This window comes from Hungatella sp. SB206, assembly GCF_051132295.1.
Classification (GTDB): domain Bacteria; phylum Bacillota; class Clostridia; order Lachnospirales; family Lachnospiraceae; genus Hungatella; species Hungatella effluvii.
On the sequence record NZ_CP096603.1, the window covers coordinates 1,047,730 to 1,062,572 of the forward strand.

Here is a 14,843-nt window from a genome sequence, read left to right on the forward strand (position 1 = left end):
ATGAAAAAAGTTATGTTAGTTTTTGGAACTCGCCCGGAAGCAATTAAGATGTGTCCTTTAGTAAATGAACTAAAAAAAAGAGCGTCTGTGGAAACAATTGTATGTGTAACCGGTCAGCATCGTCAGATGCTTGACCAGGTTCTGGAGGCATTCAAAGTTAATCCTGATTATGATTTGGCAATTATGAAAGATCGCCAAACGTTGTTCGATGTAACGATTTCTATACTTGAAAAAATCAAACCTATTCTGGAGAAAGAAGGACCAGATGTGGTGCTAGTCCATGGAGATACCACTACTACTTTTGCAACTGCCCTGGCAGCTTTCTATCTTCAGATTCCTGTAGGACACGTAGAAGCCGGGCTTCGAACGTATAATATTTACTCCCCCTATCCCGAAGAGTTTAATCGCCAAGCTACCGGAATCGTATCTCAGTTTAACTTCGCTCCTACAGAAAAATCTAGGCAAAACTTATTAAAAGAAGGTAAGGTAGAAGCTAATATTTTTGTCACTGGTAACACTGCTATTGACGCGCTGAAAACGACAGTACACGAGAAGTATACTCATCCTGAACTGGACTGGGCAGAGGGAAGCCGGCTGATTATGCTTACAGCACATCGAAGAGAGAATTTAGGCCAGCCGCTTCATCATATGTTCCGGGCAATTAAGCGGATAGTAGATGAGAATTCAGATATTAAGGTTATTTATCCAATCCATATGAACCCAGCAGTACGTCAGGCAGCAATGGAGATTTTGGGGGGCGATGAACGAATTCATATTATTGAGCCTTTGGATGTTCTGGATTTTCATAATTTCTTATCACGATCCTATCTAATACTGACAGATAGTGGTGGAATTCAGGAAGAGGCCCCTTCTCTTGGTAAGCCTGTCCTTGTCATGCGAGATACAACAGAACGACCAGAAGGTATCTCAGCAGGAACCTTAAAACTGGTTGGAACTAGTGAAGATACGATATATAAGGAATTCAACTTATTATTAAATAACAATATAGAATATGAAAAAATGAGTCATGCAAGCAATCCTTATGGGGATGGATTTGCATGTAAAAGAATTGCAGATATTTTAGAAAGTCATTTGTAAATTACTCATAAATGGAGGCAAAAGTGAAGCTGTTAAATGAACTATATGCATACCGTGAAATGATAGTTAGTTTAGTTCGAAAAGATTTGAGAGGTCGCTATAAAGGTTCAGTCTTAGGCTTTTTATGGACTTTTATTAATCCCTTACTGCAATTGATGGTATACACTGTTGTTTTTTCCGTTATTATGCGAGCGGGTATAGATAAATTTTATTTGTTTTTATTTGTGGCATTGGTACCTTGGATATTTTTCAGCTCTGCTATTACCGGAGGCGCAACTTCAATTTTAAGTCAGCAGGATATGGTTAAGAAGATTTATTTTCCACGGCAAGTATTACCCATCTCTTATGTTACCAGTTCCTTTGTAAATATGCTTCTTTGCTTTCTCGTTATTTTTTGTGTACTAATTATAACTGGTTTTGGTATCAATTTAAACGCATTGCTTTATCTTCCGGTGGTCATGATAGTAGAGTATATTCTGGCGTTAGGAATTGGATTGCTTTCAGCAGCATTAACAGTATATTTTAGAGATCTGGAATACATTTTGGGAATTGTAACTATGGCTTGGATGTACCTTACGCCTGTCATGTATTCTGTAGATTTGGTACCAGAACAATTGCTTCCAATTTTTAATTTGAATCCTATGACACCAATCATAATTGTATACAGAGATATTTTATATTATAAAACCATTCCGCAGATTTCCACACTTTTACATGCGTTTATACTGGGGCTTCTTATGCTTTTAATAGGCAGTGCTGTATTTTCTAGGTTGCAGAGAAACTTTGTGGAGGAGTTATAAATGGAACAGAGTAATGTTATAGAAGTAAAAAATGTAAAAAAGAAATTTAAAGTATTTTATGATAAAGGAACTAGTTTAAAGGAGAAACTACTGTTTCGAAAAAGAAACTACTATGAAGAACGTTGGGTTCTGAAAGGGATTAGCATAAATATTAAAAAAGGTGAGGCTGTAGGACTTATCGGAAAGAATGGCTGCGGTAAAAGTACTACACTGAAACTAATAAGCCGTATCATGTACCCCACAGAAGGAAGCATTGAAGTAAAAGGACGAGTATCTAGTTTACTGGAGTTAGGCGCAGGTTTTCATCCGGATATGAGCGGCCGTGAAAATATTTACACCAATGCATCGATTTTCGGACTAACTAGAAAAGAGATTAATGAACGAATTGATGATATTATAGCTTTTTCTGAGTTAGAAGAGTTTATTGATAATCCGGTAAGAACATACTCTTCTGGTATGTATATGAGACTGGCCTTTTCAGTAGCAATTAATGTTGATGCAGATATTTTATTAATTGATGAAATATTGGCAGTAGGAGATGTCAGCTTTCAGGCGAAATGTTTTGAAAAGCTGAAAGATATCAAGATTAGCGGTACTACTATAGTTATAGTATCTCATTCAATGGGGCAGATCGAGCAGATCTGTGATCGATGTATCTGGATTGAAAATGGATTAATTAGAGAAGAAGGTATACCTAAATTTGTCGACGATCATTATTTAACCTTAATGGAAGAAAAACGTTTGGATCGGATTGAAGAGGAGAAGATTGCCAAAAAGGGGAAAAAAGCTGAAGAATCAGTAGTCAGAATAACTGAAGCAGAAACGAAAGAAGATGTTAAAAGTTTACCGGAGCTTCCTGAATTTTGTGGACCTAAAGCTGTACGAAGAGGAAATAAGGTTGTTGAGTTTACAAATGTTTTTATTAGGAATTCCAGTAATGATATTGCTGAAGTTTTTAGAACCGGAGAAACTATTATTATTGAAATGACTTATATCAGCCATCAGTCACAGGTATCTACTAATTTTACAATTGGTATTACCAGAGATGATGGTGTATATTGTTATGGATCCAGCATATTGCTAGATTCCAACCATGTTATAACTGCAAATGAAACAGGAATCACACGAATTATCCTTGAAAATAATACTCTGCTGCCGGGAAAATATTATTTGGATATCGGCGCTCAAAATGCCGATTATTCACCTTATGACACAATCTGTAGCGTTTCTGAGTTTCGTATTACATCGCCGGTAATTAATGAATTTGGAATCTTAAGTCTGAAACATGTCTGGGAAGTTGATGGAATAAAAATAGAAAAAGCGGCTCATTAGGACTATATAGAGAATGGAGGAAATGATTTGAATCAATTAATTAATAGTGAAGAATACTGGGACAAGCGTTTTCAGACTGATTGGGATAAATATTCTGGAGAAGAACAAACAGAATTTTTTGCCGAAATAACCTGCCGTCTTCTTCCTGCCTGGTTAGTAAAATCTATACGCATGAATAAATATATAATTTGTGATATGGGATGTGCTTGTGGAGAGGCTGTAAATATACTGTCACAATATTTAAATACGAAAGTATGTGGTATGGATTTTGCTAATAGCGCCATAGAGATTGCGAAAAAAAAATATCCCATCTATCAATTTGAACAGGGTGATATTTCAACTCTGGATACAGGAAAAAAAATTGATATAGTTTATTGTTCTAATGTGTTAGAGCATTTTTATACGCCATGGGATATGGCTGAAAAGATGGCAATGGTCACTAAGCATTATCTTATTCTACAAATGCCTTTTCGGGAACAACTTACTATTGATGAGCATTTTTTTAAATTTGATACAAATATAATTCCTTTACAGATAGGTGAATTTACATTGGTGAATCTGGAAACAGTAAATGGAAGTGAAATTCCGGGTACGCTTTATCCTGACCAGCAAGTTTTGCTGGTATATTCTTCACATAAGGAGGATATTATAACTGCAAGAATTGATGATATCTACAAAGGAATAAAAAATTCTGATTTAATTCAATGGAATAATCAAAAAAAGGAAATCGAAGAATACTATAATGTTCAGATAGCAGAACTTAAAAATACACTAGAAAAATTAAATACTGATTATTCCTTAGTAAGTGATGAGTTCAACAAACGCGGATTATTAATTGAGACCTCGTCAAAACAGCTTACAGATCAAATCAGAACAAATAGTTTACTTCAGGAGGAAATTCAAAACCAGAAGAAATTAATGACCTCTTTAACTCAAGAAAACAATGAGACCATTGGAAAACTTACAAAGGCAAATAGTTCGCTTCAAGATGAAATTCAAAGTCATAAAAAAAAGTTGGCTACTTACGCTGAAAAAAATGAGGAGATTGCAAAGGAACTGGCAGAATATAGAAATAACTATAATTTATTAAAGGAAGAAATTAAAGATCTAAAAAGCATAAAAGAAAAATATGCTACTCTACTTTTAGAAAAAAAACAGTTAGATAAAGAGCTTCAAAATAAAGAAAGCATTATTTATAGAGCAAAACAAAAATGTGTTTATATGGCTTCTACCAAAACATTCCGTACTGTTCATTTTATGTTTCGTCTTAAATATCAATTTTTGAAAGGCACGAAAGATGAAAGGAAGAGTTTCGGTAAATGGTTGAAATCTGAACTCTGTCAAAAAGGCGGTGACTCTGAGCGCAGGTATAACCCGATTTGGAATGTGATAAGTATTCTTGATGAAGTTAGTGGAGCTAAAATAAATTCTACTCTAAAGGTGACTGATGATATAATGCTTAGCAATGCTCCTTTAGCAAAGCATCTTCAAGAAGAGCAACAGCGTTTGGTATCAAACATAGATTTGAATTCAAATGAATATATGGCTATTAAGGAAGTACTGAATTCTAATAAGGATATGAGGATTATGATATATCCGCATGTTGTATATTGGGAACCTTTACAGACTCCACAGCAGTTGTTGAAGGCCTTTGCCAATAATGGCTGGTTATGTTTTTTTTGTGAGCATCCGAGCCTTCAGAATATTTATCGGGAGGCTTATCCTGGTCTATTCATAGTGCATGAAAAGGAGTTATTGCAGGCTATAGATAACAGAGAGGTTTTTGTTCTCCTAACCTGGTTAGGTTCGTTGTCGTTCATCAATCAAATTGCCAACAAGCAAATATGGTACCATATACTGGATAAGTTGGATCTGTTTCCATATTACGATAAATATTATGATAAATTACACACTACAATAGTTCGGCAAGCTTCTTTTGTGAGTTATGTGGCTTCTCCGTTGTTAAACTGCTTGGAAAATAGAAGGGACCCTATTTATTTACCTAATGCTGTTAATCCAGAGGATTTTTTAAATATACATAATAATTATGTTCCAGAGGATATGAAGCCAATACTTTCTAAAAAACATAAAATAATAGGATATTATGGATATTTAGCCGAATGGCTGGATTATGAATTAGTGAGAGAACTCGCAGCTGCCAGACCAAATTATGAATTTGTTTTTATCGGTAAAGCAATTTATGATACATCAGAAATTGATAATCTCTCCAATGTCCATTTGCTGGGTTTAAAACCATATAAAGAATTATCAGATTATGCGAAATATTTCGATGTAGCAACAATTCCTTTTATTATCAATGATAAAATGGATTGTGTATCACCAATTAAATTTTTTGAGTATTGTGCACTTGGTCTTCCTGTAGTTACCTCCTCCATGAAAGAAATGGATAATTTTGTATGTGATTTTATAGCTTGTGCGAATGGTGTTGATGAGTTCTTATTTTATTTAGATAAAATGGTAACAAAAAAATGCCACGATTTAGCCATTGAAAATGGACCATTAATTGCATTGCAAAACACTTGGAATTCTCGCATTAAAATTATGGAAGATGTTTTTAATCAGGAATTGCAAAACATTCTGAACTCTGATTATGAAAATTTTGATGTCATTTTATTGGGAGTAATAGATTTCGATTATCGATATCAGAGGCCGCAGCATTTTGCAAGTCGTTTTGCAGAAAATGGGCATAGAGTGTTCTATGTAAATGCCAACCATTTTAATCCGGATTCAGTAGTTAGAATATGTAATGATTTATATGTAATTAATATATATAATGATCAGTCGACTGCAATACATTTGACTGATTGGCATGAACAGTTATCATTACTTCATGAAAAATTAGATAAAATAATGAATACTTATTGTATACGTGATGCAGTAGTAATTGTCGATTATCCCAATTGGATTTTTACGGCTGAACATTTAAGAAATTTGTATGGATTTAAAATAATAACTGATTACATGGATGATTTCACTGGTTTTTTGAATCCAGCAGAAAGTTTAGTAAAAGAAAACTGTAAGAAACTGTTGGAATTATCTGATTATGTTGTTGCCAGTTCTGAATTTCTTTATGATATAGCAAAAAAATTTAATAAAAATATTGAGATCATTAGAAATGGAACCGAGTATGCACATTTCCATAAGGCGGCAGTTGAACATAAGAATGAAAGAAAAATTATTGGCTATTATGGTGCTGTTGCTGAATGGTTTGATTATTCAAAGGTAATTTATGTGGCTCAAAATATGCCTGACTGTGATGTTGTAATTATTGGACGTGTTACAGCAGGTGAAAAACAGTTGTCCAAATATAACAATATTAAGTTACTGGGTGAAATACCCTATAATGAATTACCGAAATATTTAGAATGTTTTGACGTCTGCCTTATTCCATTTGATACTTCAACGGATTTAATAAAAGCTACTAATCCGGTAAAATTTTATGAATATCTTAGTGCTGGAAAAAAAATAGTTGCAACAGATATTCCTGAGCTGGAACCCTTTAAGGACAAATATGTTTATTTATCAAATGACAATCATCAATTCCTTGAATACATTAAAATTTGTCTGGAAAATAAAGATTGCTTAGCTAGCGACACTGAAAAAATGGCATTTGCATTAAAAAATGATTGGCAGATTAGATATGAAAATTTTTATGAAGTATGTAGGCGTGCTGTTCCTAAAGTAAGTATAATAGTCTTAACCTATAATAATCTAGAGATAAACAAAATATGCATGAACAGTATACTTCATAATACGGCCTATGCCAACTATGAATTAATTGTGGTTGATAATTGTTCTACAGATGGAACCACAGACTATCTAAGAACTTTGGAAAGGGACGATGCCAGAGTAAAGTTGATTTTGAACAAAGAAAATAAGGGGTTCGCAGGTGGTAACAATGTTGGAATAAATGCTTCTTCTGGAGAATATGTTTTGCTGCTTAATAATGATACAGTCGTAACAAGAGGCTGGATTACTGCAATGGCAAAGCATTTAGAGAACAATTCAAAGCTTGGTATGTGTGGACCTGTTACTAATTCTATTGGTAACGAAGCAAAAATAAAGGTTAATTATCATTCTGTAAAAGAAATGTACAGTTTCGCTTATCGTTATACGACTGATCATCTCAATTCCGAATATAAAAATCCTAATGTTCTTGCATTATTCTGTACTATGATAAAGCGAAATGTTATTGATTCCTGCGGTCTATTAGATGAAATGTATGAAGTTGGTATGTTCGAAGATGATGATTATGCAGAAGCAGTAAAGCAAAAGGGCTATGAGTTAGCTATCGCAGAGGATGCATTTATTCATCATTTTGAAGGAGCTTCCTTTAAAAAGTTAGAGGATAAAAAATTTCATGATATATATGATCAAAATAAAGAACGTTTTGAAAAAAAATGGGGTAAAAAATGGACAATGCATAAAAAACGTAAAGGGATTACTTGGGACACAAATTCAGAAGTAAATATTTTGTAATTACTAATTGGGGGCTATTAAAGATATATATAGATCTCTATAATTAAGCTTCCTTCTGATCATATAAGTCCCAGAAAAAGATGTTGTACTGAAGAGTTATGGAGATAATCCATAACTCTGAATTACGGCATATATGAAGGAGAAGTCATCTGTATAATAAAATTTAATATTTTACTTATAATTTTAGATAAAATATTTGTGAATGTATAACCATTAGCCATGTCAGTTGGAAGGGTGAGTATTAATTAAAAAGGAGCCTTACATAGATGAAACTATCTCAACACTTAAAAAAATTAATAGCGCTATTAGTTTCTTTATGGATTGTTTTATGGATTATTATAATACAAATTAAAAGAAATTACGACTCAATTATAGATGGGGGCTGTCTCAGGCTTGATGGTATCCTAACCTATTTTATAGCTTGGATTGCAGTACTCCTTATATTTCGATGGTTTAAAACACATAGTTTTAATACAAGAAATATAAGTATTTCTGAATGTAAACTAGTATTACTGCTATTTCTTATTGTTTTTTTACCTCGCTATATACTAATATCTAATTTTTCTGTTTTGCAGATCAGCGATTATGAGGGGTATTGGGAAATATCACAGGCGTTGTTTAGGGGATATCCAATTTCAGATGAACTAAAAAATTATATGGCAACAGTAGCTGTGAATCAATTATTGATATCTAAAATTTTTTCTATAAGTTACTTAATATGGGGAAATAATGTTTTCGCTCCTCTTATGCTTAATATATTTTTCACATTTTTATATACATATTTGTTTTACAAAATATGTAATAATTTTGTAGGGCAAAAGTTATCTTTTATAGGTGCAATATGTTTAGCCGTTTGGCCAGAAAATATATTAAATTCTGTTTACATGCTATCTGAACCTATGTTTTTAGTATTTCTTTTTAGCGGAATATTATTTTACATAAAATGTAAAACAGCATTCACACATTATAAGTGGCTATTTATAAGTTTATCAGGATTATTTTTAGGATTATCTGAACAACTACGATCTATTACAACTATATTTATAATAACTTTTGCAATTTTGATAATCTGCAACATAGAAAGCAAGAAAAAACTTATGGATGATATTCTTCAACTAGTTGTGATGTTAGTTTTCTATAACCTAGTAAAATACGGATATCTGTATTATGTAAAACAACTGTTAGGAGGAATGTCTACGCCCACCTTTGGCTGGCCTTTATATTTGGGAACGGATATTACAAATTGGGGATCATGGTCTGAAAAGGCAGCGCTTACCTTAACCCAGGTCAGAAATAGTAATTCGGTTGACAATGTGCAGAAAGAAATGTTACAAAAAGCTCTTATTAATATATCTTCATATGATTTAAAAACTATTATAAGATTAGTGCTTGAAAAAATGTATATACTTTTAGGACGTGGAGATGGTACATATAGAGATTTACAATATATTTTTGTTAATTCGCCTGAACAAATTTTAAGTGGTAACATACCAGCCATTATCTGGAGTTGGGGGAGTTTATCCAATATAATTTATCTGGTTCTTTTAAATACTTTTCTTTTGTCAACTGCATTTAAATCATCAATAACAGATAAATTGTTTTTTCAATTGCCATTTTGTGGAATTATGCTTCTCCATTGCCTTATCTATATAAGTCCCAGGTATCAATATCCTCTTTTACCATTATTATTGGCATGCAATATGATTAGCTTAAATTCGATTAATAGCACAGAAAATAAGATATTTAAGTTTCACTTACCAGGAGGTAATAAATGCGTTATAGCAAAATAATTTTAGGCGCTGGATTATATGGCTTATATTCCGCTAATGCATTAGGGAAAATGTGTAATAAAAAAGAAAGGGTATTAGTGCTAGAACATGATCCAACCCCTTTTCGTCGAGCAACTTACATAAATCAAGCTCGCGTACATATGGGATACCATTACCCACGATCCTATTCAACAGCTATAAAATCTGCTCACTATTTTAATCGGTTTATGGAAGACTATTCCTTTTGTGTACTAACAAAGTTTGATCAGATTTACGCAACTTCTGCAGATTTTTCTTGGACGAATGCATCGCAATTTAGAAATTTTTGTAAAAACACACACATTCGGTGCGATGATGTTAATCCCGACAAATATTTTAATCCAGGAATGTGCGACGGTGCGTTTATGACAGAAGAATATACATATGATGCTGGTATACTAAAGGAATATTTGCTAAATCAACTGTCTAAATTTCCTAACGTAGAAATTTGTTATAATGCAAGTATCTCAGAAATAATTAAACAAGATACATATTTTAAATTAAATATGCAAAATGGAACTACATATGAAACTGATTTTTTGTTAAATGCTACTTATGCTTCTACAAATCAAATTAGCAGAATGCTAGGGTACGAACCTTTTAAAATCAAGTATGAATTATGTGAAATTATTCTGTGTAACGTAAATGAAAAGTTAAAAAATGTAGGAATTACTGTTATGGATGGACCATTTTTTTCCATTATGCCATTTGGAAAAACTGGTTATCATTCATTAACTGCCGTGACTTTTACGCCTCATATTACCAGCTATGAGGCGGTACCCACTTTCGACTGTCAAAAACGAAGCGAAGAAAAATGTTCTCCAAAACAATTGGGAAATTGTAATGATTGTCCTGCTAAACCAGAAAGTGCTTGGCCATTTATGTCTAGTTTAGCGAAAAAATATTTAAAAAAAGAGTATGGTTTTGAATACTCACATTCCCTTTTCTCAATGAAGCCAATTTTAAAAGTTTCCGAGATTGATGATTCGCGTCCAACTGTGATAAAACAATACTCTACAGATCCTACTTTCATCAGTGTATTATCTGGAAAAATTAATACAGTCTACGATTTGGATGAGGTGCTTAACAATGCTGCTAAATAAAGAAAAAAATTTTATATCGGCTGTTGTATATGTCTATAATCAAGAAACGCAGATATATCGTTTTCTTGAATTAGTTAATGAGACTCTTCGTAATAGTTTTGAAAAGTATGAAATTATATGTGTTAATGATGCATCTACAGATGGGAGTATAAAAGAAATAAAAAGATATGCATCTGCGGTCAAAGGGAATGTAATCAGCATATTAAATATGAGTTTTTATCAGGGCCTTGAACTATCAATGAATGCTGGCGTTGATCTGGCTATCGGGGATTTTGTCTTTGAATTTGATCTACCGCTTGCATCATATTCTTCTAACCTGATTATAGATGTTTACCAGCGTTCTCTACAAGGCTATGATATCGTCGCAGCCGCACCACTTCATGGGAAACGTACATCTTCAAAAATTTTTTATGCCGTTTTTAATCGTTTGTCTCACACTCAGTATCTTCTGCGTACAGAATCTTTCAGAATTTTGTCACGACGCGGAATTAACAGGGTTCATTCCATGAGTAGGACAATTCCATACCGGAAGGCTGTTTATGCAAATTGTGGTTTAAAGACGGATGTAATTACATATGATAATGAGAGCTATTTGTCATTTCAAGATAAAGATACCCTTCATAAGCAAAAGGATACTGCTTTGGATGCTATGATACTTTATACAGATATTGCATACCGTTTTTCTATGATCTTTGCTTATATTATGATGCTTATTACTACCCTTACAGGAATTTATACAGTTTGTATTTATATTGGAGGACGTCCTGTAGTTGGTTGGACAACTACAATGCTTTTCCTGTCTTTTGCTTTTTTGAGTCTCTTTGTAATATTAACAATCATCATAAAGTATATGTCCTTAATACTAAAAATAAATTTTAATAAACAAAAATATATTATAGAATCCATTGAAAAAATCACTAATTAAAGAGGATCTGCTATATGAAAACGATGTTAGTTGGTTATACTGGCTTTGTTGGTTCCAATTTATCTTGCCAATATAATTTTACAGAAAGGTATAATTCTAAAAATATTAAACATGCATATGGATGTAAACCTGATTTATTAATCTATGCTGGAATTCGTGCTGAAAAATTTCTTGCAAATCAAGACTCCAATAAAGATTTGAGCAATATTGAAAATGCTTTTTATAATATTCAGCAAATTCAGCCTAGAAAGCTAGTATTGATTTCTACTATTGATGTTTATAAAAGTCCAATAAACGTTAATGAGGATACTCCCATAATTTCTGAAGATTTGCAACCTTATGGAGCCAATCGTTATTATCTGGAACAGAAAGTTAGAGATTATTTACCAGAAACTTTAATTATTAGACTGCCAGGCCTCTTTGGTAAAAATATAAAAAAGAATTTTATATATGATTATATACATTATATTCCGTCCATGATCCAAAATGAAAAGTTTGGAAAACTTGCAACTGTCAGACCTGAACTTAATAACTATTACAAATTGCAGAATAATGGATTTTATAAATGCAGTGACATATCTTGTGAAGAAAAAGAAGCACTTAGAACTATTTTTAAAGAACTGGGATTTTCTGCACTTAATTTTACGGACAGCCGTGGTGTATTTCAGTTCTACAATTTGAAACATCTGTGGAATCATATTCAGTATGCATTAGAAAATGATCTTTATCTTTTAAATTTAGCCACTGAACCAATCGGCATTGCGGAGTTATATCATTATTTGGAAGGTAAAAAGTTTCAGAATATAATATCAAATAATCCACCTTATTATGATTTCAAGACTAAGCATGATACACTTATGGGCGGTAAAAGAGGTTATATTTTTGATAAGGATAATGTTTTAGCCGAAATCAAAACATTTATACAGGAGCAATCATGTTAAAATTATCAATATCAAACATTAGTTGGGATTCAAAATACGATCAGGAGATTTACAAATACCTTTTTGATAATAATATTCAGGGCCTTGAAATAGCACCTACCAGAGTTTTTCCAAATAATCCATACGAATGTGTAAAAGAAGCACATGATTTCAAAGAGTATTTATCAAAATCCTATCATTTGAAGATTTCCTCTATGCAATCTATCTGGTACGGAAAGACAGAGAAAATGTTTCAATCTGTAAAAGAAAGAAAGCTGCTTATGGAATATACAAAAAAGGCCATTGATTTTGCGGCTGCATTAGAATGCCATAATCTTGTTTTTGGGTGCCCTAAAAACAGAAGTATAAATTGTTCTGGTGATTATAATATAGCAGTGGATTTTTTCTCAGCAATAGGAGAATATGCTCATAATAGAAATACGGTTATTGCATTGGAGGCTAATCCGGTTATATATAATACCAATTTCATAACTTCGACTGCAGAAGCCTTTTCAATGGTAAAAGAGGTACAATCCGAAGGATTTCTTGTCAATTTAGATATTGGTACTATGATTTACAATGAAGAGCCTTTAGATATAATTGCTGATAATATAGATTTAATTAACCACATCCATATTAGCGAACCAGGATTGGCTGGTATACAAAAAAGAAAACTGCATAGGCAATTGGCTTGTATTTTAGCGGGCCAATACTCTAAATTTATATCTATAGAAATGGGAAAACAGGAGGATCTGCAACGAGTGTTTGATGCATTATCCTATGTGAAAGAGGTATTTTATGAAATATAACAGTATACCAGGTGTACCCAATTTTGTTTCTGAGGAATTTGTACAAAAAAAATCAAACTATTGTATATGCATCCCTATTATTAATGAAGGCCAAAGAATACATGATGAGTTGAAGCGGGCCAGAAAATATAAGATTGATACGATTGCCGATATTATTATCTGTGATGGCGGATCAATTGATGGTTCTACAGACAATACCTTACTGGAAGCATTGGGGGTCAATACTCTGCTCATTAAGAAAGGGCCGGGCAAACAGGGGGCACAACTGCGCATGGGGATCTGGTGGGCACTGGAACGAGGCTATAAAGGCATTATTACTATAGACGGAAATAACAAAGACAGTATTGAGGATGTACCTAAATTTATAGAAAAATTAGAAGCTGGCTATGATTTTATTCAGGGATCACGTTTTATCAAAGGGGGAAAAGCAATTAATACCCCTTTTCTTCGATATTTATCGGTACGTTTGCTTCATGCTCCGGTTATTTCACTAACAGCCCACCATCACTTTACCGATACTACCAATGCGTTTCGCGGACATTCAAGAAATTATTTAACCAATCCCAAGGTACAACCACTACGGGATATTTTCAATACATATGAGTTACTTGCATATTTGTCGACCAGAGCATCTCAGATAGGATTGCGTGTATGTGAAGTGCCAGTGACAAGAGCTTACCCTATAAAAGGAAAAGTCCCTACTAAAATTAGTTTTTTGAAAGGAAATTCAGAACTGTTAAAAATACTATTTTCTAATATGCTTGGAAAATATAATCCACAAAAGTGAGAGCCTGCTATGATAGAATCAATTAAAAAAAATAAAACTGGAATACTTCTCATGTGCTGCTCATCTGTCTGCGTCTGTCTAGGACAGCTTTTCTGGAAACTTTCTACCGGAGGGCAGACCTCGTTCCTTTTTGTTGGTTTCCTATTGTATGGGTTAGGCGCACTTGTTATGATGGTAGCTTATCGTTTTGGCAGCTTATCTGTTTTACAGCCAATGTTAAGCCTAAATTATGTTTTTAGTATCGTTCTTTCAGCCTTTGTCCTGAAAGAAACTATTACTCTGCTCAAATGTATCGGTGTCTTGATTATCATCTCTGGAGTCATATTAATTGCAGGAGGTGATGAGTCGTGAAGTATTATATCGTTTTAATCATCATGACTATTTTAGGTGCCTGTGGAAGCTTCTATTTAAAAAAGGCATCAGATGCAAAAAAAATAAAAATATTAGTTATAACGCCAGCATTTTATTTAGGTGGTTTATTATATCTGATATCAGCAATATTGAATATTTACATTTTGAAGTTCTTGGATTATTCTGTGGTACTTCCTTTAACTTCGATTACATATATATGGACGTTTGTATTATCCTATTGCTTTTTGAAAGAAGGTATTACACAAAAAAAAATTATAGGGATTGTCTTAATCGTTTTGGGAAGTATTATTATTGCAGTATGATAGAAATAATAATAGAATGTAAATGTCGATGCCGTATAATTAGATAGTGTCAAGCGTTGTTTTCCGCAAATTTAAATTTTGCCGACT

General features: G+C 33.0%; 12 protein-coding genes. All 12 read left to right on the top strand.

The window, feature by feature from the left end:
* The 12 genes from wecB (at position 1) to M1L66_RS04655 (ending at position 14,756) form a co-directional block, all read left to right on the top strand.
* Positions 1–1,098, top strand: coding sequence for a non-hydrolyzing UDP-N-acetylglucosamine 2-epimerase (wecB, locus tag M1L66_RS04600; protein WP_187022985.1), 1,098 nt, complete (start codon positions 1–3; stop codon positions 1,096–1,098).
* Positions 1,099–1,121: 23 nt separating this feature from the next.
* The gene (locus M1L66_RS04605) at positions 1,122–1,898 is read left to right on the top strand and encodes an ABC transporter permease (RefSeq protein WP_187022986.1); all 777 of its coding nucleotides are present in this window, start codon (positions 1,122–1,124) and stop codon (positions 1,896–1,898) included.
* Positions 1,899–3,230 (top strand): ABC transporter ATP-binding protein, encoded by a 1,332-nt coding sequence (locus M1L66_RS04610; protein WP_187022987.1) that lies wholly within the window; start codon positions 1,899–1,901, stop codon positions 3,228–3,230.
* A 27-nt stretch (positions 3,231–3,257) separates the two neighbouring features.
* Positions 3,258–7,730 carry a glycosyltransferase gene (locus tag M1L66_RS04615; RefSeq protein ID WP_434691266.1) on the top strand — a complete coding sequence of 1,491 codons (4,473 nt, stop codon included), beginning with the start codon at positions 3,258–3,260 and terminating at the stop codon, positions 7,728–7,730.
* 266 nt (positions 7,731–7,996) lie between these two features.
* A complete protein-coding gene (locus M1L66_RS04620; RefSeq protein ID WP_187022989.1) occupies positions 7,997–9,520 on the top strand; it encodes an ArnT family glycosyltransferase in 1,524 nt (507 codons plus the stop codon).
* Positions 9,502–10,641 (top strand): NAD(P)-binding protein, encoded by a 1,140-nt coding sequence (locus tag M1L66_RS04625; protein ID WP_434691269.1) that lies wholly within the window; start codon positions 9,502–9,504, stop codon positions 10,639–10,641. The genes M1L66_RS04620 and M1L66_RS04625 overlap by 19 nt, the downstream gene beginning before the upstream one ends.
* Positions 10,628–11,566: a glycosyltransferase gene (locus M1L66_RS04630; RefSeq protein ID WP_434691271.1), complete on the top strand. Its 939-nt coding sequence runs from the start codon at positions 10,628–10,630 to the stop codon at positions 11,564–11,566. Before M1L66_RS04625 ends, M1L66_RS04630 begins: the two co-directional genes overlap by 14 nt.
* 14 nt (positions 11,567–11,580) lie before the next feature.
* Entirely contained in the window at positions 11,581–12,507 is a 927-nt protein-coding gene (locus tag M1L66_RS04635; RefSeq protein ID WP_187022992.1) for an NAD(P)-dependent oxidoreductase, read from the top strand.
* Positions 12,501–13,295 (top strand): sugar phosphate isomerase/epimerase family protein, encoded by a 795-nt coding sequence (locus M1L66_RS04640; protein ID WP_187022993.1) that lies wholly within the window; start codon positions 12,501–12,503, stop codon positions 13,293–13,295. The genes M1L66_RS04635 and M1L66_RS04640 overlap by 7 nt, the downstream gene beginning before the upstream one ends.
* Entirely contained in the window at positions 13,285–14,082 is a 798-nt protein-coding gene (locus M1L66_RS04645; RefSeq protein ID WP_187022994.1) for a glycosyltransferase family 2 protein, read from the top strand. The genes M1L66_RS04640 and M1L66_RS04645 overlap by 11 nt, the downstream gene beginning before the upstream one ends.
* 9 nt (positions 14,083–14,091) lie before the next feature.
* Entirely contained in the window at positions 14,092–14,433 is a 342-nt protein-coding gene (locus M1L66_RS04650) for an EamA family transporter (protein WP_187022995.1), read from the top strand.
* On the top strand, positions 14,430–14,756 hold the full coding sequence (locus M1L66_RS04655; RefSeq protein ID WP_349768947.1) for an EamA family transporter: 327 nt from the start codon (positions 14,430–14,432) through the stop codon (positions 14,754–14,756). The genes M1L66_RS04650 and M1L66_RS04655 overlap by 4 nt, the downstream gene beginning before the upstream one ends.
* Positions 14,757–14,843 lie beyond the last annotated feature (87 nt).

Excerpts from the sequence above, each read along its gene's own strand:
- wecB (WP_187022985.1), top strand. The coding sequence starts at position 1 with ATGAAAAAAGTTATGTTAGTTTTTGGAACTCGCCCGGAAGCAATTAAG.
- M1L66_RS04610 (WP_187022987.1), top strand. The coding sequence starts at position 1,899 with ATGGAACAGAGTAATGTTATAGAAGTAAAAAATGTAAAAAAGAAATTT.
- M1L66_RS04620 (WP_187022989.1), top strand. The coding sequence starts at position 7,997 with ATGAAACTATCTCAACACTTAAAAAAATTAATAGCGCTATTAGTTTCT.
- M1L66_RS04625 (WP_434691269.1), top strand. The coding sequence starts at position 9,502 with ATGCGTTATAGCAAAATAATTTTAGGCGCTGGATTATATGGCTTATAT.
- M1L66_RS04630 (WP_434691271.1), top strand. The coding sequence starts at position 10,628 with ATGCTGCTAAATAAAGAAAAAAATTTTATATCGGCTGTTGTATATGTC.
- M1L66_RS04635 (WP_187022992.1), top strand. The coding sequence starts at position 11,581 with ATGAAAACGATGTTAGTTGGTTATACTGGCTTTGTTGGTTCCAATTTA.
- M1L66_RS04640 (WP_187022993.1), top strand. The coding sequence starts at position 12,501 with ATGTTAAAATTATCAATATCAAACATTAGTTGGGATTCAAAATACGAT.
- M1L66_RS04645 (WP_187022994.1), top strand. The coding sequence starts at position 13,285 with ATGAAATATAACAGTATACCAGGTGTACCCAATTTTGTTTCTGAGGAA.
- M1L66_RS04650 (WP_187022995.1), top strand. The coding sequence starts at position 14,092 with ATGATAGAATCAATTAAAAAAAATAAAACTGGAATACTTCTCATGTGC.